Raw genomic sequence first — 19,962 nt, 5'->3', positions numbered from 1 at the left:
ATGGCGACCACGCGGACCGAGAACACGCCGGCCTTCTGCCCGACCGCCGCGGGCGGCACCGCCGCCTCCACCGTCCCGGTCGGTGCCGTGTACGCCGAAGGCTCCCCTCTGGACTGGGGAACGAGCCTGGTCGAGGGGGCCGTCGTCCTGGACGAGGCGGTGGCCCCCAACGCACCCTGGTCGGCGGTGGTGCGGAAAGGGCACGTTCTGACGATCGTCGACGTAGGGGGCAACCAGTCGGCCGACTGCCTGCTCTACAACGCGAACGATCCCGAGGAGCGCTACAGCGTCCCCGACACCCTGGCCTGGCAGGGCAATGCCTACGTACGCACCGAGACAGTGCTGCGCAGCAGCGAGGGCCGCCCGCTGATGACCGTCGTCGCCAACGAGATCGACCGCCAGGACACCATCGGCGGGGCGTGCGGCAAGGAGTCCAACACCGTGCGCTACGGCCACCACGTGATGTTCCAGCACGGCTGCCGTGAGAACTTTCTCGCCGAGGCCGGCCGGCGTGGCCTCGGGCTGCGGGACATCGTCTCCAACCTCAACTGGTTCATGAACGTGCCCATCGAGGCGGACGGCGCACTGGGCATCGTGGACGGCATGTCCGGGCCGGGCCGCCGGGTCGCGGTGCGCGCCGAGACGGACGTCCTGGTGATGGTGTCCAACTGCCCTCAGATGAACAACCCGTGCAACGACTTCAACCCGACCCCGCTGCGGATGATCGTCGTGGACCCGGTACGGGCCGTCGGTGACCTTCGGTCAGCGGAAGCGGTCCGCGCCCCGGAGGTAGCCTTGTGAACCGTCCCACCGCAGTCCTCGTCGCCAACCGCGGTGAGATAGCCCGCCGGGTGATCCGCACCGCCAGGAGGATGGGCCTGGGCACCGTCGCCGTCTTCTCCGACGCCGACCGGGCCGCACCGCACGTCCGTGAGGCCGACCACGCGGTCCGCCTCGGTCCGGCGCCCGCGCGCGAGTCGTATCTGCGTGGCGAGGCGATCATCGAATCCGCGCTCGCCCATGGCGCGGGCATCATCCACCCCGGCTACGGCTTTCTCTCCGAGAACTCCGCCTTCGCCCGTGCCGTGGAGGAGGCGGGCCTGCGTTTCGCGGGACCGACCGCCGACCAGATCACCGCCTTCGGCGAGAAGCACACCGCGCGTGCCCTGGCCAAGGCAGCCGGAGTGCCACTACTGGCCGGGACCGAGCTGCTCGCGAGCGCCGAGGAGGCCGTCACCGCGGCCGGGTCGATCGGGCTACCCGTGATGGTCAAGGCCACCGGCGGTGGTGGCGGCATCGGCATGCAGGCCTGCGCCACCGCCGATGAGGTACGCGAGGCCTTCGCCCGGGTCGCGGCGCTCGCGGAGTCCAACTTCGGGTCCGCCGGCGTGTTCCTGGAGCGCCTCGTACGCCCCGCCCGTCATGTCGAGGTGCAGGTCTTCGGTGACGGCACCGGCCGGATCGCCGTCTTCGGCGACCGGGACTGCTCTTTGCAGCGCCGCAATCAGAAGGTGATCGAGGAGGCCCCGGCGCCGGCCCTGCCTCCTCATGTGCGGGCACTGCTGCACGACTCCTCGCGCCGACTGCTCGCCTCGGTCGGCTACCGGGGCGCCGGGACCGTGGAGTTCGTCTACGACCCGGTACGCGAGGAGGCCGCCTTCCTGGAGGTCAACACCCGTCTCCAGGTCGAGCACCCGGTGACCGAGGAGGCGTACGGCGTCGACCTTGTCGAACTCATGCTCGTCCTGGCCCGCGACGGCAAGGTCGAAAACGCGGTGTTCGAGCGCGAGTGGACACCCGCCGGGCATGCCGTGGAGGCCCGCGTCTACGCCGAGGACCCCGGCAAGGACTCACTGCCGTCCTCGGGCCTGATCACCCGGGTGGCCTTCCCCGGTCAGGGCGCCGGCGAGATGCCCGGCGTCCGCGTCGACGGCTTCGCCGAGACCGGTCTGGAGGTCTCGCCGTACTACGACCCCATGCTCGCCAAGGTGATCGCCAAGAGCCCCACCCGGGACGCCGCGTTCGACCTGCTCGGCCGGGCCCTGGCCGCGAGCCGGGTCGACGGCATCGTCACCAACCTGGGCCTGCTGCGCGAGCTGACGGTGCGGGGCGAGGTGCGTGAGGCGGTGCACAGCACCAGCACGCTCGCCACCACCGTCGACCCCGAGCCGCGTATCGACGTCCTGGTGCCGGGGGCGATGACCACCGTCCAGGACCTCCCCGGCCGACTCGGCTACTGGCACGTGGGTGTGCCGCCGAGCGGCCCCTTCGATGCCGTCTCCTTCGCGGAGTCCAATCTGGCCGTCGGCAACCTGGCCCAGGAGGCCGGCCTGGAGGTCACCGCGGGCGGGCTGGCACTGCGCTTCTCGGCCGCCACCGTGGTCGCCGTCACCGGCGCTCCCGTCCGGGTCACGGTGGACGGCAGCGCGGCGGCGCTGTGGGAGCCGGTCACGGTCCCGGCCGGCGGCACCCTGGTGCTCGGCGCCTGCCAGGGGCCCGGTCTGCGCAACTATGTGGCAGTACGGGGCGGCATCGACGTACCCGAATACCTGGGCAGCGCCTCGACGTTCACCCTCGGCGGCTTCGGCGGGCACGGTGGGCGGGCGCTGCGCGCCGGAGACGTTCTGCGTCCCGGAGCGTCGGCGACCGCCGGCGGCGGCCCGACCCCGCCCGAGCGCCGGCCGGCCATCACCTCGCACTGGCGGATCGGTGTCACCGAAGGGCCGCACGCGGCGCCCGAGTTCTTCACCCGCGAGGACATCGACACCCTCTACGCCACCGACTACAAGGTGCACCACAACTCGGCCCGCACCGGCATCCGCCTGATCGGGCCCAAACCGCGGTGGGCCCGCCAGGACGGCGGCGAGGCCGGGCTGCACCCCTCCAACATCCACGACACGCCGTACGCGGTGGGTGCCCTGGACTTCACCGGCGACACGCCCATCATCCTGGGCCCCGACGGGCCGTCCCTCGGCGGTTTCGTCTGCCCCGCGGTGGTCGCCAGCGGCGAACTGTGGAAACTCGGCCAGCTCCGCCCGGGCGACACCGTCCGCTTCGTCCCGGTCAGGGAAGCCGAGGCAGCCGCCCTCGACGCCCGCCGCGCCTCGCCCACGCTGATCAGCACGGGCGGAGACGGCGACGACGGCGTACTCGGCCGCCTGGCGGCCACCGATGCCCGTCCCAGCGTCACCTACCGCCGGGACGGCGACGACAACGTTTTGGTCGAGTACGGCCCCATGGTGCTCGACCTCGGCCTGCGGATGCGGGTCCACGCCCTTCAGGAGACCCTCACCGCGCACGCGCCCGCCGGCATCGTCGACGTCACCCCGGGCATCCGCTCCCTCCAGATCCACACCGACGCCCGCCGGCTGAAGGCCCGTGACCTCACCGCCCTGCTGCGCGAGCTGGAGGACGAGGTTGCGCCCACGAACGAACTGGTGGTCCCCTCCCGCACGGTGCGCCTGCCGCTCAGCTGGGACGACCCGGCGACCCGGCTCGCCATCGAGCGGTACATGGCCGGGGTGCGCGACGACGCCCCGTGGTGCCCGTGGAACATCGAGTTCATCCGCCGTGTCAACGGCCTTCAGACCGCCGACGACGTCTACCGCACCGTCTTCGACGCCTCCTACCTGGTGCTCGGCCTCGGCGACGTCTATCTCGGCGCCCCCGTCGCCACCCCGCTCGACCCGCGGCACCGCCTGGTGACCACCAAATACAACCCGGCGCGCACCTGGACCGCGGAAAACTCCGTCGGCATCGGCGGCGCCTACCTGTGCATCTACGGCATGGAAGGCCCCGGCGGCTACCAGTTCATCGGCCGCACCGTGCAGATCTGGAACCGGTTCCGCAGAGGCGGCCTGTTCAAGGACTCCCCGTGGGCGCTGCGCTTCTTCGACCGCATCGAGTGGTACCCCGTCACCGCGGAGGAACTGCTCGAGCTGCGCGCCGAGACCGACGCCGGCCGCGGTGACTTCCCCACCGAGGAAGGCACCTTCTCGATCGCCGAGTACAACGCCTTCCTGGCCGCCGACGCCGACTCGATCGCCGCCTTCCGGAAACGGCAGAGCACCGCGTTCGAAGCCGAGAAACAACGCTGGCGGGCCGCGGGCGAGTTCGACCGGGACCACGAGCCCGAGTCCGTGACCGCCGCCGCTGCCGTCACCGTCCCGCACGGTGCGGTCCCCGTCACCGCGCCGTTCACCGCCACCGTCTGGCAGACCGTCACCGAGCCCGGCGCCACCGTCGCCGAGGGCGACCCGATCCTCTCCCTGGAGGCGATGAAAATGGAGTCCAAGGTGAACGCCCCGGCCGCCGGGACCCTGCTGGAGATCTACGTCAAGCCCGGTGAACAGGTCGCCCCCGGCCAGATCCTCGCGGCGGTGAGGGCGTGAACGCCATGACGCCGGCCGCACGCGTCGAGGCCGCCTACGACCGTATCGAAGGCGCCGACCGGCCCGAGATCTGGATCCATCTCAGGCCGCGCGAGGAGGTGCTCGCCGAGGCGGCCGGCATCGACCCGGCGCTGCCGCTGGCCGGCCTGGTGGCGGCCGTCAAGGACAACATCGACGTGGCCGGCCTGCCCACCACCGCGGGCGCCCCGTCGTATGGTTACACCCCTCGGGCCGACGCGCCCGCGGTGGCGCGGCTGCGCGCGGCCGGCGCGGTGGTGCTCGGCAAGACCAACCTGGACCAGTTCGCCACCGGCCTGGTCGGCACCCGCAGCCCCTACGGCGCGGTACGCAACGCCTGGGACACGGCCCGCATCTCCGGCGGGTCGTCCTCCGGCTCCGCCGTCGCGGTCGCGCTGGGCATCGTCGACCTCGCGCTCGGCACCGACACCGCCGGCTCCGGGCGAGTGCCCGCCGCCCTCAACGGCATCGTCGGGGTCAAGCCCACCAAGGGCCTGGTGCCCGTGACCGGGGTGGTCCCCGCCTGTTACACACTCGACTGCGTGACCGTCTTCGCCCGCGACCTGCGGCTCGCCCGCACCGGCGCGGAGATCGTCGAAGGCCCCGACCCGGCCGACCCGCTCTCCCGCACCGGCACCCGGCTCCCGCCGCCCCCCGCGCGCCCCAGGGTTGCCGTCCCGGCTCCGGAACACCTGGACGGCATGGCCGACGGCTGGCGCGCGGCCTTCGATGCCGCGGTCGCCCGCCTGGCGAGCACCGGCGCGGAGATCGTCGAGGCCGACATCACCCCGTTGCTGGAGGCCGCGGAACTGCTGTACGGCGGCGCGTTCGTCGCCGAGCGATACGCCGCCGTGGGCGAGCACCTGGAGAAGCACCGCGACCTGATCGGTACGGCCCTCGATCCGACTGTCGCCTCCATCGTGCTGGCCGGCCGCGAGAAGACCGCCGCAGACTGGGCCGCCGACACCGCCCGGCTCGCCTCGCTAGGGGCGGCCGGACGCGCGGTGTTCGACGGCTGCGCGGCGCTCTTGACCCCGACCACCACCTGGCACCCCACCCTCGATCAGGTGGCGGCCGACCCGGTCGGCGTCAACGCCCGGTTGGGACGCTTCACGAACTTCGCCAACCTGCTGGACTGCGCCTCGCTCGCCGTTCCCGCCGGGTTCGTGGACCGCCTGCCGTTCGGCGTGATGTTCACCGGGCCGGCCTTCTCCGACCGCGCCCTGGCCGCGCTGGCCGAGCGGTTCGCCAACCCCGGGCTCGACCTGTTCGTGGTCGGCGCCCACCTCACCGGGCAGCCGCTCAACGCCCAGTTGGTGCAGGCGGGAGGCACCCTGGTCGGGTCGGCGCGCACCGCAGGCGGCTACCGGCTGTATGCCCTGTCCACCGAGCCACCCAGGCCTGGTCTGCTCCGGGTCACCAGGGGCGGGCGGGACCCCGGCACCGGGGCGGGTCACGGCACGGTGGCAGGCGGCGATGCGAGGACGGGCATCGAGGGCGAGATCTGGCGACTGCCTGCTTCCGGGTTCGGGGCGTTCACCGCCGCCGTGGCCGCGCCGATGACCATCGGAACCGTCGAGCTGGCCGACGGGCGGCAGGTCAGCGGCTTCCTGGTGGAGCCGTGGGCCGTCGAGGGCGCCCCCGACATCACCCGCTTCGGTGGCTGGCGGGCGTACACGGCCTCCGCATGACTGGAGGCCGCAGAGAGCGGGCGGCTGGTGCCGGGCACGGCCGGGTGCCCGGCACCAGGGTGACAGGATGGGTCCATGACGACGACGCGTCCCCGTCAAGGCAGGCCCCGGCACACGCCGCCGCCCGACCCCGGCACCTCCGCCCGGGAACAGATCCTCGACGCCGCCGGAGCGCTCTTCGTCGACCATGGGATCACATCCACCAGCACCCGCATGATCGCCGAGCGGGTCGGCATCAGGCAGGCCTCGCTCTACTACCACTTCGCCACCAAGGAGGAGATACTCGCCGAGCTGCTGGCCACGTCAGTGCGGCCCAGTCTGCAGATGGTGGACCGGATCCGGGCACTGGTGCCCGAGCGGGCGAATCCGGCCGCCGCGCTGTACGCCGTGGCCGCCATGGACGTACGCACCCTCTCCCGCACTCCGTACAACATCGGCACGCTCTATCTGCTGCCGGAAGTGCGGGCCGAGCGATTCGACGCCTTCCGGGCCGAGCGGTGCCGGCTGCAGGCGAGCTACGGCACCCTCGGTGCCTTGGCGGCGACCGAGGACATCGCCCGCGGCATGCCCGCCGAGCGGCTCGGTGAACTGCTGATCCAACTGGTGGAAGTCGTCATCCAGATACGGCGTACCCGCGAACCTGAAGCGACCGACACGGATGCCATCGCGTCGTCGTGCCTGCGACTGTGCGGGCTCGACGAGCCGGCGGTGGCCACCGCCAGACACCAGGCACGGATCCTGCTCAGCAGCCTGGACTGACCGGCGGCTCGCAGAAGGCTCCGACGGCGCCACACAGCGGCCCGGACCCGGCCGCTCCAACTACCCCGCAGACATCCATGGTGATGCTGATCTGGGAGTGCCCGAGAATCTCCATCACGACGCGAGGCGCGATCCAGAGGGCGGGCAGTGGGACGGCGCGACGGCGGCGACTCGCTGTCGACCGCCATCCCCGCGCCCGGCTGCCGGGGTGCGCTCCCCGACACGGAGACGACGGTCGCCACGGCGAACGCTCTGCCCTCGGCGCACCACCGCGCCAGCTGCTCGGCAAGCTCCAGCATGGCGCCTCAGTACTTCTTCGCGCCGGCCTGGATCGCCTCGCGGATGCGGTGGTACGTACCGCACCGGCAGACGTTGCGGATCTCGTCGAGGTCGGCCTCGGTGATCTCGCGGCCCTCCTCGCGGGCCTGGCGGACCTTGGCGACGGCGGTCATGATCTGGCCGGGCTGACAGTAGCCGCACTGAGCGACGTCGTACTCCAGCCAGGCCTCCTGCATGGGGTGCAGGTCCTTGCCGACCGTGGCGGGCAGGCCCTCGATGGTGGTGATCTCGTCGTCGGCGCCGATGTCCTTCACCGGCACCGAACACGGGTTGAACGCCTTGCCGTTGATGTGACTGGTGCAGGCCTGGCAGACCCCCAGCCCGCAGCCGTACTTCGGTCCGGTGACACCGAGGACGTCTCTGAGCACCCACAGCAGCCGGACGTCGTCCTCGATGTCGACGGTCGTCCGCTTGCCGTTGAGGATGAAGGTGTGTTCGGGCACGGGGTCTCCTAGAAGGCGCGGTCGAGGCCGTCGGTGGGGGACGCGGGGATCGGCGGGGTGGTGGGCAGTGCCTCGAAGCCCAGCGGTCCGGTGTGGTTGAGCGGGAAACTGGTCGGCATGGTGCCGGTGGCGCGGCCGTAGGCGCAGGCCACGGCAGCCGCCGCACCCGCCACGGCCAACTCGCCCGCACCGCCGGGCTGCCCGGTGGTCGGCGGCATGACCACGATCTCCAGCTCGGGCGGGGTGTTCCACTGCCGGGTGTAGAAGTAGTTGTCCCAACTACCTTCCAGGAAATGCCCGTTGTCGAGGTGGAGGCCGGAGCTGAGGGTGATCGCGATGCCGTCCATGATGCCGCCCATCATCTGCGCTTCGAGCCCTCGCGGGTTGATGGCCAGACCGACGTCGACCGCGCACACGACCTTGGTGACACGGGGGCCGGTGTAGGCGTCGCGGACCTTGCGGCCGGTGGTCTCCGGCCGGCAGTCGATCTCGGCGAGGACGGCGACGTAGGCGTGGTACTCGGGGTGGAGCGCGATGCCCTGCGCCGTGCCGGCGGGCATGCTACGGCCCCACTGCCCGAGGTCGGCCACCTTGTCGAGGACGGCTCGCGCCCGTTCTTCCTTGAGGAACTCGCGGCGGATACGGTACGGGTCCTTGCCCATCCGCTTGGCCAGCTCGTCCACGACCAGTTCCTGCGCGCAGCGCACGTTCGGGGAGTAGATGTTGCGCATGGAGCCCGTGTGGAAACCCTTGTCGGTCTCGCTGAGCAACTGGGTGACGACACCGAAGTGGTACGGCGTCTGCTGACTGAGCGCGAAGATCGTCTCGGAGAAGGTCAGATCGCCTACGGGCAGTCGCGCGGCCTCGGCAGTGATGATCTCGCCGACTCCGTGCCCGAAGTCGGTGGCGACGGAGGTGTGCCTCTGGTCGTAGGTGAGCACCTGACCGAGCGCGTAGGTGGCACGCACCCGCGAGGTGGCCATCGGGTGGGTGCGGCCCTGCCGGAAGTCGTCGGTGCGGTGCCACATCAGCTTGACCGGCTTGCCCATCGCCTGCGAGATCTCGGCGGCCTCGGCCGCGGCGTCATGGAAGAGCTTGCGCCCGAAGGAGCCCCCGCCCTCGGTGACATGCACCTTCACTGCGGAGACGGGCAGTCCCAGCTTCAGTGCGATCTGCTCCTGGGCCACGATCGGGGACTTCAGGCTTCCCCAGATCTCGGCCGAGTCCGGCCGTACGTCGGCGATGGCGCAGTTGGTCTCCAGCGCGCTGTTGCTCGCGAAGTGGAAGGTGAACCGCGCGTCGACCGACTTGGTCAGCAAGCCCAATGCAGGGAGCGGGAGTTCCGCCTTGCGGAGTTCGTCACGGATGGTGTCGTCACTTTTTCCCTCGGCTGTTCCCGGACCCCAGGAAAGCTTCAGCGCGCGCACGGCGTCGATGCACTGGCCGAAGGTACGGCCGCGGACCGCGACCCCGGTGGAGACTGTCACGACATCGGTGATGCCGGGCATCGCCCGCACCTCCGCGAGGTTCGCCACCGAGCGCACGGCGCCGTTGACCGTCGGCGGCCGGCACACCATCGTCGGCAAGGCGTCGGTGACCTGTAGGTCCATGGCGAACTTCTTGCGGCCGGTCACCGCTTCGTGCGCGTCGATGCGCCGCTGCGAGGTGCCGATGACCTCGAACTCCGCGGCCTCCTTGAGCTCGACCGGCACCTGACTGTCCGTCATTGAGGCGGCCTTGCCCGCCAGTTCACCATAGGTGAGACTGCGGCCTGAGGCCGACGAGGTGATGACCCCGGCCTTGACGGTAAGGACGTCCAGGCTTTCCCCGAGTTCCAGGGCCGCCGCCTTCAGCAGCCGCCCCCGGGCCACCGCCGCGGCGACGCGGATCGGTGTGAAGGTGGAGATCGTGGTGTTGGAGCCGCCGGTGAGCTGGTTGAACAGCAACTCCGGCCGGGCGTCGGCGAGCATGACGCGGATCCGGTCCAGTGGCAGGTCCAGTTCCTCGGCGATCAGCATGGCGCTTGACGTCGTGATGCCCTGCCCGACCTCCGCCCGAGGCAGCACGAAGGAGGCCGTACCGTCGGCGTCGACGCGGATCGTGATCAGGTTCGCCGTCGGCAGCGCCGCGTCGGTGAGCATGTCGTTGAGGTCGTAGATCTCCGCCGGCCCCGGCACGGAGGGCACAACCGCCGCCGCCTCGTCCGGCGCGAGCACCGCCGCACCGAGTTCCGCGGCCACGGTCAGCGTCGAGGCGGCCAGCACATATCCGAGGAATACGCGACGCCCCATCCCGGCCGTTCCGGGCTCTTGCCCCTCCCGCGAAGAGCACCTATCCCTGTCCGTCAACTGTCCTCCCGGTGACGCCCATTGCCGCTGTCCATGCGATCTCCTCCGATCCGCCATGACTTGTGCACACGCCCCCTGTGCGCGGCCGTGGCGAAGCACCGCCACCGGTGATTCCACCGCTCACCACAGGTTTCGGCCATAGGCAGGGGGCGGGAGAAGGCGACGCGGGACTGTGCCGGTGCACAGTCCCGCCGGACTACACTGCGCCCGTGACGACGCAGCTGAGGGCAGGCGACCGGGTCGTCGAACTGGTCGGCCGCTTGCTGACCGAGGTGGACCGGCTCGCGGAGGACCTCACCGACAAGATCCTCGGAGGCGAGCACTCGTACGCCGAGAGCACGCTTCCCGGCCGGGACCAGTTGCGCGCGGTGGTGCGCGACAACCTGTCGACGATGTTCGCGGCGCTGCAGGGGCGGCCCAGAACGCTGGAGGCGCCCCGTGCCGCTGGGCGGCTGAAGGCCGAACAGGGTATTCCGCTGGCCGCACTCCTGCACGCGTACCGGCTGGCCGGCCGCTTCATCTGGGACCGGCTGCTCGCTATGGCCGTCGACGAGGAGAGCATGGTCCAGCTGCTGCACATGGCCTCCGACATGTGGGCGGCCATCGACGACTACTCCGGCGCGGCAGCCGATGCCTACCGGGCAACCGTCGAGGAGCGGTCACGTCGTGACGCCACGGCTCGGAGCATGATGCTCACCACCCTGCTGGACGGCAGGGCCGGCACGAACGCGAGCGCATGGGAGATCGCACGCGTCCTGGACCTCGACCGCCAAGGCCCCTATCTGGTGGTCTGCGCCGAAGTCCACGACAGGGTCGAGCCCTTGCCCAGCGTGCGCAGCCGCCTCCGTGCCGCCGGGGTCGGGTCCGAGTGGATCCAGCCGATAGGGGCGTGGGTGGGCCTGCTGTCCCTCCCGGGTGAGCATGCCATCGCGGTGGCGGTGGGCCAGCTGTCCGACATCGCTCTGTCCCGGGTCGGGGTCAGCCGCGCCTTCACCTCGCCCGTGAAAGCCCCGGCGGCCTGGCGGCAGGCCCAACTGGCCGTACAGTGCCTGCCACACGGAACCAACGGCACCCACCTGTACGGCAGCGCGCCGGTGTCCCTCCTGGCGGCCGCCTCCCCCGACACGGCACAGGAAGTCGCCCTGGGGGTTTTCGGCCCCCTCCTCGCCCTGCCCCCGCAAGAACAGGTCACCCTGCTGGAGACCCTGCACGCATGGTTCGCCGGCGGCGGATCGACCACGGCTGCGGCCGACCATCTGCACTGCCATCGAAACACGGTGCTGTACCGCCTCAACCGCATCGCCGAACTGACCGGTCGCCGTACCACCGACGCGGAGTGTTCCGCCGAGCTGTACATCGCCCTTCAGGCCGTACGCCTGAGCGGCCGGCCGGGGTCGTCGTTCGGGATGCGCGGCACGATGGACTGAGTCTCTGACACGCCACAGGGCGGACGACGGTCGCAGGAGAGCAGGGCATGACGGGAACCCCCGTGCTCGTCCGGGTGATGCGTCCGGGAACACCGTCGTGCGGGGGAAGGGCTCGGCCGGTGTTGCGCAGGCGCGCGGCCACGCGATGCCGGATCACTCTTGGACCGGTTGAGGAAGTGCCCCCGCGCGACTGCGCGAGGGTAGTTGCAAAGGCCTGGTCAGAGGGCGTCGACTCCGCTCACCTTCCAGCCGTCGGAGGTGCGGGTGAGCGTCATACGCACCCGGTTCAGGTCCAGCCGGGGCTCCGGGACCTGGGTGCTCCGGGTGACCTGGTTGACGAAGACCAGGACGACGGCCCGGTCGGGTGTGGCCGACACGACGGAGACCGCCGGGGCGCCGCCGTCGGCGGGTGTGGCCACGGTCGCCTTCACCACGCCGTGGTACTTCGTCGCGGTCGGCGCGACCACCGCCTTCGTGGTCTTGTCGTACTGGTCGCGGAAGTGCCCGGTCAGCAGGGCGCGGGCGCGGGAGAAGTCCCGGTCCAGATGCCGGTAGTCGTACGACAGTACGAGCGGCGCCGTCTTCCGTGCGGCCGTGAGGGCCTCGCCACGGGCGTGCTCCGCCTGCCGCCCCTGCCGGTACTGCCACCCGAGGACGGCGGCCGCTACCAGGGCCGCCACGAGGACGACGCCCAGCACCGCCGTGAGCGCGCTCCGCCCAGCCTTGCGCGGGGGCACGCCGTCCTCCTTCTCCCCCTCGAACGACTCGGGCGACTCGGGCTCCGGTGGGTCCTCCCAGCCGTTCGCCGGGGGCTCGACGAGCAGGGTGCGCCCGGAGGCAGTCTGCTCTTCTCGGCGGGTACCGCGCTCGGGGGGCGCGGGCCGCCCGGTGCGCTTGGCTGCCGCGCGGGCGGCCGCAGTCATGGTGCGGCGGGCCGGTGAGCCGGTGCCGCGGGTGCGGGAGGTCGGGTTCGCCACGGTGTCTCTTCTCATCGATGGCCTCACGGGTGGGTCAGCCCACGAACGCGACGTCGGAGGTCAGCCAGTGGCCCGCCACGCGCGTGAGGTCGAGCTGGAGCCGGTAGGTGCGCGCCTGGCCCTCGGGGGCGGCGGTGTTGGTCACCTTGCTGTCGGCCACGACCAGGACCCGGGCCGAGCGCGCGTCGGACCGCACGATGCCCGCTTCCAGGACCTGCCCCTCGGACACCGACTTGTTCCGCGCAACCAGCTTCGTCAGCTGCGCGGTCTGCGCCGCGAACTGCTTCTTGAAGTCGCCGGTGGCGCCCTTCAGCACGTTCTGGCTGTCCCGGCCGTAGTGCCGGTAGTCGAGCGAGGTGAAGTTGAGCGCCGACTGGCGGGCGGCGGCCAGGATGTCCTGGCGGCGCCGCTCCACCGCGTGCTGGTCGGACAGCCCCGCTCCCAGCCAGACCGACAGCGCGATGGTCACCGCGGTCACGGCGATCAGCCCAGCGAGCAGCGCCCTGTTCATGCCGACGGCGTTCACGCCATCGGTCCGACGAGCAGCCATTGCCACGACTCCTTTCCGAATGTGCTCTGTTCCCCGCCCGTCGAGCCGATCTCGACGGGCGTCCCGTCCGGGCCGATGGCGGTGGCGGTGCCGGTCTCCGGGTCGTACGGGGTGACGTAGGCGGACTGGTTCGCGCCACCCGAACCGGCGGACGCACCGGGGGCGTTCTGCGCGCCGCGCACCGACGCCCTGCCGCCCCGCGGGGCCGTACAGCGGGCGTCGGTGTTCGCCGGACGTGTGCTCGTGTCGGAGGGGTCGCGCTGCCGCGTTCGGTAGCCCTGGGTGCAGGCCGGGGGATCGTCGGCGTTCACCGTCAGCCCGAAGTGGGTGGTGCCGTCGCCGGGCACTACGGTGTAGCTGCCCGCGACCACCACCGGGAAGGTGACCAGGGCCTGCTCCACGCCGGGCAGCCGCGCCAGGGTGATCTGGCCGCCGCTGATCAGATTGGCCAGCAGGACCGGCAGATAGGGCCGGGTGGACTTCAGCAGGGAGTCGATCTGCTCGGCGGCGGGCACCGCGTTGCCGATCAGCCGGCGCAGATCACCGTCGCTCGACTTCAGCTGTGCGGTGAGCGCCGCGAGATCACGGGAGAACGACTTGATGGCCGAGCCCTGGTCGGCCTGCGTCTTGAGCACCTTCCGCGAGTCGTTGATCAGCGAGACCGTCTGAGGGAGCGACGCCGACGCCGACTCGACGAGCGCGTTGCCGGAGTCCACCAGGCGGCTCAGCCCCGCCCCGGTGCCGGCGAAGGCCTTGCCCAATTCGTCGACACTGGTACGCAGGTCGTTCCTGCCGACGGAGTTGACCAGCCGGTCCAGGCTGAGGATGAGGTCGGTGACGGGCAGTGGCGTCCGGGTGCGGTCGCGTGGGATCGGGCTGCCGTCCATCAGATACGGGCCGCCGGAGTGCCGGGGCTGCAGATCGACGTACTGCTCGCCCACCGCCGACCGGTCGGCGACCACCGCCAGGGTGTCCGCCGGGATACGCGGCGCGCCGTCCTCGATCCGCAGCGCCACCGACACCCCGGACCCGTCGAGGCGCAGGTCGCTCACGCGGCCCACCGGAACGCCGCGGTAGGTGACCTCGGCGCCGGGGAAGACGCCGCCGGAGTCGGCGAAGTCCGCGTGCACGGTGTAGCCGCGACCGAGGAGGGTCTCCGCAAGACCCGTGTACTGGACACCGACGTACGACACCCCCACGGCGGTGACCGTGGCGAAGGCGAGCAGCTGGGCCTTGACCGTACGTGTGATCACGGCTGTATCCCCTTCAGCATGAGCTCAGCGAGCGCGAGATCGATCCCCGGAGAGAAGCGGCCGGCGTCTCCTCCGGTGCCGTGGGCCGCGGTGCACACGGGCGGGCACAGCACGCCGCCACCGCTGCCGCCCGTCGGGGCCGAGGGCTGGACCGGCAGCTTCGGCACCTTCGGCACGCTCGGGGTGCTGGGCAGCGCGGTGGGTAGCGGCACGCTCGGCAGGCTCGGGAGCGAGGGCGTCGGGGTAGGCTGCCTGCCGGCTCTGCCCTTGCCCGGCTGGTTCGTGAGATTGCCGTAGATGCTCGCCAGGTCCAGGTCGGCGGTGATCTTCAGGTTGACGTAGTCGCCCTTGACGGCGTCCGTCACATCGCGCGGGAACGGGTAAGTGGTCAGCAGCTCAAGAGAGTTAGGCAGGTCGTCGCCCGCGTCGTTCAGTTGCTGCAGGATCGGCCGAAGCTGTTTGAGGTCGGCGACGGTGTCGTCCCGCGAGGCGTCGATCACCTTTGTGCCCGTCGTGCCGAGGTCCGACAGCGAGGTGAGCATCTTCGTCAGGTCGCGGCGCTGGTCGGCCAGGACCTTCAGCGCGGGCGGGATGGCGTCGACGGCCTGGGCGATGGTCTCCTTCTCCTTCCCCAGCCGCTTGTCCAGCCGGTCGATGCCCTTCAGGGCGCGGACGATCTCCGTGCGCTGCCGGTCCAGACCGCCGAGGAACGTGTCGAGCTGCTTGAGCAGCGACCTGACCCGGTCCTCGCGGCCGTTCAGGGCTCTGTTCAGCTCCGCGGTGATCGTCTTGAGCTGGGCGACACCGCCGCCGTTGAGAAGCGCGGACAGGGCGGAGAGCACCTCCTCGATCTCCGGGTTGCGGCCGCTGCGGGACAGCGGGATCACGCCGCCGTCGCGAAGCCGGCCGACCGGCGGTGTGCCGGACGGAGCGGACAGCTCCACGTACTTCTCGCCGAGCATGCTGGTCTGCCTGAGGTCGGCGACAGCGTTCGCGGGCAGCTTCACCGAGTCGGCCACGCGCAGCCGCACACGCGCGTGCCAGCCGTCCAGGTCGATCTTCTCGACCGCGCCCACGGTGACGTCGTCGACCTTGACCGCCGACTGCGGCACCAGATCGAGTACGTCCCTGAACTCGACGGTGACGTGGTAGGCGTGGCCGTCGGCCGCCGCACCCCCTGGGAGTTGGACGTCGTACCAGCCGTTGAACCCGCAGCCGGACAGCAGTAGTGCACCTGCCGCAGTCCACGCGACCGACCTGCCCTCGCGCGGCGCGCTCATGCGCTCGCCCCCAGGATTCCGCCGAGCGTGCGGTCGACCGTGCCCGTACCCGTGGAGGCGGCCTGCGGCTTCGGCAGCGAGTCGAAGAGCTTCCGCAGCTGTGAGCAGTCGGGGTTCTTGCCGCCCGTGTCGCCAGTCGTCCGCAGCAGGGAGCACAGGAGGGACGCGGGGTCCTGCGGGCTCTGCGGGTTGTCGCGGGTGTCAAGGGTGCCCGACGCCGGGTTGTAGGCGTCCGCGAGGTTCGACAGGCCGGTGGGGGCGACGGTCAACAGCTCTTCCAGGGCGGCCCGTTGGGTCACGAGGACCTCGGTGACCTTGCTGAGGCCCTTGACGTCTGACGTCAGTGATGTCTTGTTGTCCTTCACGAAGCCGGACACGTCGCCGAGCGCCACCCCCAGGTGCTGGAGCGCCGCCGCCAGGTCCGTGCGCTCCCCGGCGAGCTGCTGCGCCACCGTGGCGAGACTGGTGTTGAACGACCGCACGCTCTGGTCGTCGGCTGCCAGCGCGGCCGTGAACACCTGGAGGTTCCGCACGGTGCCGAACAGGTCGCCCCGGCCGTCGGAGAGCGTGGTGACCGCCTGTGAGAGGTCCTCGACCGTCTGGTTGAGGTTCGTGCCCTGCCCCTTGAGGTTCTCCGCGCTCACCCCGAGCAGCCGCGACAGGGAGCCGTCCTTGTTCGCGCCCTTGGGGCCGAGCGCCTCGGCCGTGGTGTGCAGACTGTCGAAGATCCGGTCCAGCTCGACGGGGACGGCGGTGCGGGACTCGGGGATGACGGCGCCGTCCCGCATGACCGGGCCCTTCCGGTACACCGGCAGCAGCTGCACGTAACGGTCGCTCACCACCGACGAGTTGATGATCGCTGCCCGCGCGTCCGCGGGCACCTTGCGCCCCTTGTCGTACTCCAGCTGCACCCGCACCCGGTCGCCCTCCGGCGTGATCTTCTCGACCTCGCCGATGCGGACGCCGAGGACGCGCACGTCCGAGCCGGGGTAGATGCCGACGGTGCGCGGGAAGTACGCGGTGACGCGGACGGTGCCGGAGCGCGGCCACAGTTCGACGGCGAGAGTGGCGGCGACCGCGAGGGCGGTGAGCAGGGCGAGGGCCCAGATTCGGCGGTTCATCGTGAGCCTCCCGTGCGCGGCGCCACCGGGGTGGCGACCAGGTTCTGGACGTAGGAGTCGAACCAGCGGCCGTTGCCGAGGGTGTTGGTGAAGAGCCGGACGTAGGGGGCGAGCAGGGCGATGCTGCGGTCGAGGCTCGCCTGGTTGCGTTCGAGCATGGTGACGAAGGTGTTGAGGTTCTTCAGGGCGGGCCCGATCTCCTTGCGGTCGTCCTCGACCAGGCCGGACAGCTCCACTCCCAGCAGGGCGGAGCTGACCAGCAGGTTGTGGATCGCGGTGCGCCGCGCGCTGATCTCCTTGAACAGCTTGTCGCCGTCGGTCACCAGCGCGGAGAAGTCCTTCGTGTGCTGCGCCAGCACCTTGGTGACCCCGTTCGCGTGGGCGAGGAGGTCCCCCAGCGCCTGGTCGCGCGAGGCGATCGTCCTCGAGATCCGCGACAGTCCCTTGATGGACGCCCGCACCTCGGCGGGCGAGTCCTGGAAGGTGGTGGAGATCGTGTCCAGCGCCTTGGCGAGCCGCTGGGTGTCGACCTGCTCCGTCGTGGTCGTCAGGTCGCTGAACGCCTGCACGACGTCGTACGCCGACACCGTCCGGCTCAGCGGGATCTCGCTGCCCGGCTTCAACTGGCCATGCCCCTTCGGATACAGGGCGAGGTACTTCGCGCCGAGGATCGTCTTGACCCGGATCGACGCGCCGGTGTCGATGCCGAACGCCGGGTCGCCCTTGACCTTGAACGTCACCCTGACGTGGTCGCCCTCCAGGTCGACGCCGTCGACCTTGCCGACCTTGACGCCGGCGATCCGCACCTCGTCGCCCGGCTTGAGGCCGCCGGCCTCCGAGAAGGCGGCGCGGTACGTCTCGCCGCCGCCGATCAGCGGCAGGCTGTCGGCGTTGAACGCGGCCACGGCCAGCAGGGCGAGCACGGTGAGGCCGACGACGCCGACGACCACGGGGTTGTGCTCGCGGAACGGCTTCAGGCGCGGGCGGCGCAGGCTGAGGCGCGGCAGCTTCGGGGGCAGGACGCGCACCTTGACCAGGGATGCCGGGCGCCGCCTCCTGCGCGGCACGAAGCGCATGCTCATCCGCCACACCTCGCCCGTGCCACATGGAACTCCGGGGTGAGCACCTGGTTCGTCTTCGGCAGCACGATCCGGCCGTCGAAGTCGCAGAGGTAGAAGTTGAACCACGAGCCATAGGACGCCGTCCCGGTCAGCGCGTTGAGCTTGTTCGGCAGCCTCTTCAGCACGCCCTCCACAGTCTTGTCGTTCCTGTTCAGCGTTCCGGTGAGACCGGTCAGCCCGGCGATGTCGTCCTTCAGCGACGGACGCGCGTCCGCGAGGAGCCCCGAAGTGGCGTCGGTGAGGGCGCCGATGTTCACCAGGGAGTCCCCGATGGGCTTGCGGTCGGCGGACAGACCGGAGATCACCCGGCGCAACTGGGTGAGCAGCCCGGAGAAGCGGGTGCCGCGCTTGTCGAGCGTCTCCAGTACGGTGTTGAGATTGTCGATCACTGAGCCGATCAGCTGGTCACGGTCGGCGAGGGTCGTGGTGAGCGACGCCGTGTGCACCAGCAGGCTGTTGACCGTGCCGCCCTCGCCCTGGAGGATCCTGATGATCTCCGTCGCCAGCCGGTTGACGTCGTTCGGGCTGAGCGCCGCGAACAGCGGCTTGAAGCCGTTCAGGAGCGCGTTGAGGTCCAGTGCCGGCTGGGTCCTGGACAGCGGGAGGGTGCCGCCCGGTGGCAGCCGCGTGCCGTCGCCCACGCCCTCGGTCAGCGCGATGTACCGCTGCCCGACGAGGTTGCGGTAGCGGACGACCGCGTGGGTGCTGGTGAGCAGCGGCCGATCGGCGGAGACGCTGAAGGTCACCTCCGCCAGCGTCCGGTCCTTGATCCGGATGCCCTCGACCTCGCCGACCCGCACCCCGGCCACCCGGATGTCGTCGCCGTTCTCCAGGCCCGTGACGTCGCTGAACACCGCGTGGTACGTGCGCTCGGGGGTGAACGAGAGGTTCACGATGGTGGCGGCGAGCAGGGCCGTCGCCGCGATGGTCACCAGTGCGAAAAGGCTGAACTTGATCAGTGGTGCAGCGGTCTGCCGGGATCGTGAGGTGCTCATGCGACGCTCACCGCCGTCCCACGGGCCAGCGGCCCGAACAGCAGGGTCGCGACGGGCGGTACCTGGTCCGCGGGGACGCCCATGACAGGCGCCACCAGCGAGTCGACCGCCCGCTGCTCGGCCGCGGTGGAGGACACGTCGACACCTCCGGGCCGTGTGCCGGCCGAACCACCGGACGACGTACCGTCGTCGAGCCTTGGTTTCGGTCCGGGGACCGGCGGATGGGGCATGTCCCGGCAGTTCGGTCCCGAGCGGTCGGCGTACTGCGGCTCCTCGCCGGGCTGATACGCGCCTTGCGGCCGGACGACCTCCAGGGTGATGTGCATCTCGCCGCCCCGGAACGCGTCCTCCGACGCCCGCTCCTCCCTGACCAGCCCGTTCAGGAGGCACGGGTACTCAGGGGAGTAGCGGGAGAAGAGCTCCAGCGTGGGGCGGGAGACCCGGCCGAGGGTGATGAGGCGGTCGCCGTTTTCGTCGAGGAAGTCCCGCGCGGTGCCCGCGACCGTCGCCGTCGTACGGAGCGCGGCGGCCAGTTGGTCCTTCCTCTCGACGATCGTGCGGCTGGTGGCGACGGTGTTCCGAAGGATCGCCATCAGGTCCGGCGCGGCGTCGCCGTACACCTGGGCCACGTCCGCGAGGCGCGAGATGTCCTCCTGCAGGGACGGCAGGTGCGGGTTGAGCCGGCGCAGATAGCCCTCGACCCGGACCAGGTTGTCGCCGATCCGGTCGCCGCGTCCCTCCAGAGCGGTGGCGAACGCCGAGAGGGTGGCGTTGAGTTCGCCCGGCTGGACCGTCCGCAGCAGCGGCAGCAGGTCGTTCATCAGCTGCTGTACCTCGATGCCGACCGTGGTGCGGTCCTGCGTGATGACGTCCCCGGCGCGGATGGGCCGGGCCGCGGGCCTGGCGGGCGGCACGAGGTCGACGTACTTCTCGCCGAAGAGTGTCTTGGGCAGCAGCCGCGCGTGCACATCCGAGGGGATGTACGTGACGTACTTCGGCTTGAGCGCGATGTCGAGCGTGGCCCTCGTCCCGTCCGCGTGCACCGCCCGAACCTCGCCGACCAGCAGCCCGCGCAGCTTGACGTCGGCGCGCGGCTCGAGCTGGTTGCCGAGTGTGTCGGCCCGCAGCGTGATGCGCACGACCGGCGTGAACGCCTGCTGGTAGACGGCCACGGCGAGTGACAGCAGCAGCGCGAGCACGGCGATGAACGCGACGCCGTACAACCTGAGTCTCAGTGCTCTCATCGGCC

The 19,962-nt window shown here is 71.0% G+C and carries 15 protein-coding genes and 2 pseudogenes; 5 read left to right on the top strand and 12 right to left on the bottom strand.

The window, feature by feature from the left end:
• The 4 genes from ACFY2Z_RS17050 to ACFY2Z_RS17035 all read left to right on the top strand — a co-directional run bounded on the left by ACFY2Z_RS17050 (position 1) and on the right by ACFY2Z_RS17035 (position 6,859).
• A complete protein-coding gene (locus ACFY2Z_RS17050; RefSeq protein ID WP_390744956.1) occupies positions 1-801 on the top strand; it encodes an urea amidolyase associated protein UAAP2 in 801 nt (266 codons plus the stop codon).
• A complete protein-coding gene (gene uca / locus ACFY2Z_RS17045) occupies positions 798-4,391 on the top strand; it encodes an urea carboxylase (protein WP_390744955.1) in 3,594 nt (1,197 codons plus the stop codon). Before ACFY2Z_RS17050 ends, uca begins: the two co-directional genes overlap by 4 nt.
• A gap of 5 nt (positions 4,392-4,396) precedes the next feature.
• Positions 4,397-6,100, top strand: a complete 1,704-nt coding sequence (locus tag ACFY2Z_RS17040; protein ID WP_390745109.1) for an allophanate hydrolase — start codon at positions 4,397-4,399, stop codon at positions 6,098-6,100.
• 75 nt (positions 6,101-6,175) lie between these two features.
• Positions 6,176-6,859 carry a TetR/AcrR family transcriptional regulator gene (locus tag ACFY2Z_RS17035; RefSeq protein WP_390744954.1) on the top strand — a complete coding sequence of 228 codons (684 nt, stop codon included), beginning with the start codon at positions 6,176-6,178 and terminating at the stop codon, positions 6,857-6,859.
• Between the two features lie 70 nt (positions 6,860-6,929).
• On the opposite strand, the pseudogene ACFY2Z_RS17030 reads toward ACFY2Z_RS17035, so the two are convergent.
• The 4 genes and pseudogenes from ACFY2Z_RS17030 to ACFY2Z_RS17015 all read right to left on the bottom strand — a co-directional run.
• Positions 6,930-7,001 (bottom strand): annotated as a pseudogene (locus ACFY2Z_RS17030) (oxidoreductase); the annotation flags it as partial.
• Between the two features lie 28 nt (positions 7,002-7,029).
• Positions 7,030-7,158, bottom strand: a pseudogene (locus ACFY2Z_RS17025) (XdhC family protein); the annotation flags it as partial.
• A gap of 6 nt (positions 7,159-7,164) precedes the next feature.
• The gene (locus ACFY2Z_RS17020) at positions 7,165-7,641 is read right to left on the bottom strand and encodes a (2Fe-2S)-binding protein (protein WP_390744953.1); all 477 of its coding nucleotides are present in this window, start codon (positions 7,639-7,641) and stop codon (positions 7,165-7,167) included.
• Between the two features lie 8 nt (positions 7,642-7,649).
• Positions 7,650-9,932: a molybdopterin cofactor-binding domain-containing protein gene (locus ACFY2Z_RS17015; RefSeq protein ID WP_390744952.1), complete on the bottom strand. Its 2,283-nt coding sequence runs from the start codon at positions 9,930-9,932 to the stop codon at positions 7,650-7,652.
• A 266-nt stretch (positions 9,933-10,198) separates the two neighbouring features.
• Between ACFY2Z_RS17015 and ACFY2Z_RS17010 the strand changes: the two genes are divergently transcribed.
• A complete protein-coding gene (locus tag ACFY2Z_RS17010; RefSeq protein WP_390744951.1) occupies positions 10,199-11,416 on the top strand; it encodes a PucR family transcriptional regulator in 1,218 nt (405 codons plus the stop codon).
• Between the two features lie 218 nt (positions 11,417-11,634).
• On the opposite strand, the gene ACFY2Z_RS17005 is transcribed toward ACFY2Z_RS17010, so the two are convergent.
• The 8 genes from ACFY2Z_RS17005 to ACFY2Z_RS16970 are packed head-to-tail and all read right to left on the bottom strand — an operon-like array spanning position 11,635 to position 19,957.
• A complete protein-coding gene (locus tag ACFY2Z_RS17005; RefSeq protein WP_390744950.1) occupies positions 11,635-12,393 on the bottom strand; it encodes a hypothetical protein in 759 nt (252 codons plus the stop codon).
• Between the two features lie 34 nt (positions 12,394-12,427).
• Positions 12,428-12,943 (bottom strand): hypothetical protein, encoded by a 516-nt coding sequence (locus tag ACFY2Z_RS17000; RefSeq protein WP_390744949.1) that lies wholly within the window; start codon positions 12,941-12,943, stop codon positions 12,428-12,430.
• Positions 12,916-14,196: an MCE family protein gene (locus ACFY2Z_RS16995; protein ID WP_390744948.1), complete on the bottom strand. Its 1,281-nt coding sequence runs from the start codon at positions 14,194-14,196 to the stop codon at positions 12,916-12,918. The genes ACFY2Z_RS17000 and ACFY2Z_RS16995 overlap by 28 nt, the downstream gene beginning before the upstream one ends.
• A complete protein-coding gene (locus tag ACFY2Z_RS16990) occupies positions 14,193-15,476 on the bottom strand; it encodes an MCE family protein (RefSeq protein ID WP_390744947.1) in 1,284 nt (427 codons plus the stop codon). The genes ACFY2Z_RS16995 and ACFY2Z_RS16990 overlap by 4 nt, the downstream gene beginning before the upstream one ends.
• Positions 15,473-16,597, bottom strand: a complete 1,125-nt coding sequence (locus ACFY2Z_RS16985; protein ID WP_390744946.1) for an MCE family protein — start codon at positions 16,595-16,597, stop codon at positions 15,473-15,475. Before ACFY2Z_RS16985 ends, ACFY2Z_RS16990 begins: the two co-directional genes overlap by 4 nt.
• Positions 16,594-17,679 carry an MCE family protein gene (locus ACFY2Z_RS16980; RefSeq protein ID WP_390744945.1) on the bottom strand — a complete coding sequence of 362 codons (1,086 nt, stop codon included), beginning with the start codon at positions 17,677-17,679 and terminating at the stop codon, positions 16,594-16,596. The genes ACFY2Z_RS16985 and ACFY2Z_RS16980 overlap by 4 nt, the downstream gene beginning before the upstream one ends.
• The gene (locus ACFY2Z_RS16975; RefSeq protein ID WP_390744944.1) at positions 17,676-18,713 is read right to left on the bottom strand and encodes an MCE family protein; all 1,038 of its coding nucleotides are present in this window, start codon (positions 18,711-18,713) and stop codon (positions 17,676-17,678) included. The genes ACFY2Z_RS16980 and ACFY2Z_RS16975 overlap by 4 nt, the downstream gene beginning before the upstream one ends.
• Positions 18,710-19,957: an MCE family protein gene (locus ACFY2Z_RS16970; RefSeq protein ID WP_390744943.1), complete on the bottom strand. Its 1,248-nt coding sequence runs from the start codon at positions 19,955-19,957 to the stop codon at positions 18,710-18,712. Before ACFY2Z_RS16970 ends, ACFY2Z_RS16975 begins: the two co-directional genes overlap by 4 nt.
• Between the last annotated feature and the right edge of the window lie 5 nt (positions 19,958-19,962).

The organism is Streptomyces sp. NPDC001222 (assembly GCF_042896945.1).
GTDB classification, from domain to species: domain Bacteria; phylum Actinomycetota; class Actinomycetes; order Streptomycetales; family Streptomycetaceae; genus Streptomyces; species Streptomyces gibsoniae.
Note: the sequence above shows the minus strand (reverse complement) of the source record. Positions and strands in the feature narration are given on the sequence as shown.

Excerpts from the sequence above, each read along its gene's own strand:
- ACFY2Z_RS17050 (WP_390744956.1), top strand. The coding sequence starts at position 1 with ATGGCGACCACGCGGACCGAGAACACGCCGGCCTTCTGCCCGACCGCC.
- ACFY2Z_RS17040 (WP_390745109.1), top strand. The coding sequence starts at position 4,397 with ATGACGCCGGCCGCACGCGTCGAGGCCGCCTACGACCGTATCGAAGGC.
- ACFY2Z_RS17035 (WP_390744954.1), top strand. The coding sequence starts at position 6,176 with ATGACGACGACGCGTCCCCGTCAAGGCAGGCCCCGGCACACGCCGCCG.
- ACFY2Z_RS17015 (WP_390744952.1), bottom strand. The coding sequence starts at position 9,932 with ATGGGGCGTCGCGTATTCCTCGGATATGTGCTGGCCGCCTCGACGCTG.
- ACFY2Z_RS17000 (WP_390744949.1), bottom strand. The coding sequence starts at position 12,943 with ATGGCTGCTCGTCGGACCGATGGCGTGAACGCCGTCGGCATGAACAGG.
- ACFY2Z_RS16990 (WP_390744947.1), bottom strand. The coding sequence starts at position 15,476 with ATGAGCGCGCCGCGCGAGGGCAGGTCGGTCGCGTGGACTGCGGCAGGT.
- ACFY2Z_RS16985 (WP_390744946.1), bottom strand. The coding sequence starts at position 16,597 with ATGAACCGCCGAATCTGGGCCCTCGCCCTGCTCACCGCCCTCGCGGTC.
- ACFY2Z_RS16980 (WP_390744945.1), bottom strand. The coding sequence starts at position 17,679 with ATGAGCATGCGCTTCGTGCCGCGCAGGAGGCGGCGCCCGGCATCCCTG.
- ACFY2Z_RS16975 (WP_390744944.1), bottom strand. The coding sequence starts at position 18,713 with ATGAGCACCTCACGATCCCGGCAGACCGCTGCACCACTGATCAAGTTC.
- ACFY2Z_RS16970 (WP_390744943.1), bottom strand. The coding sequence starts at position 19,957 with ATGAGAGCACTGAGACTCAGGTTGTACGGCGTCGCGTTCATCGCCGTG.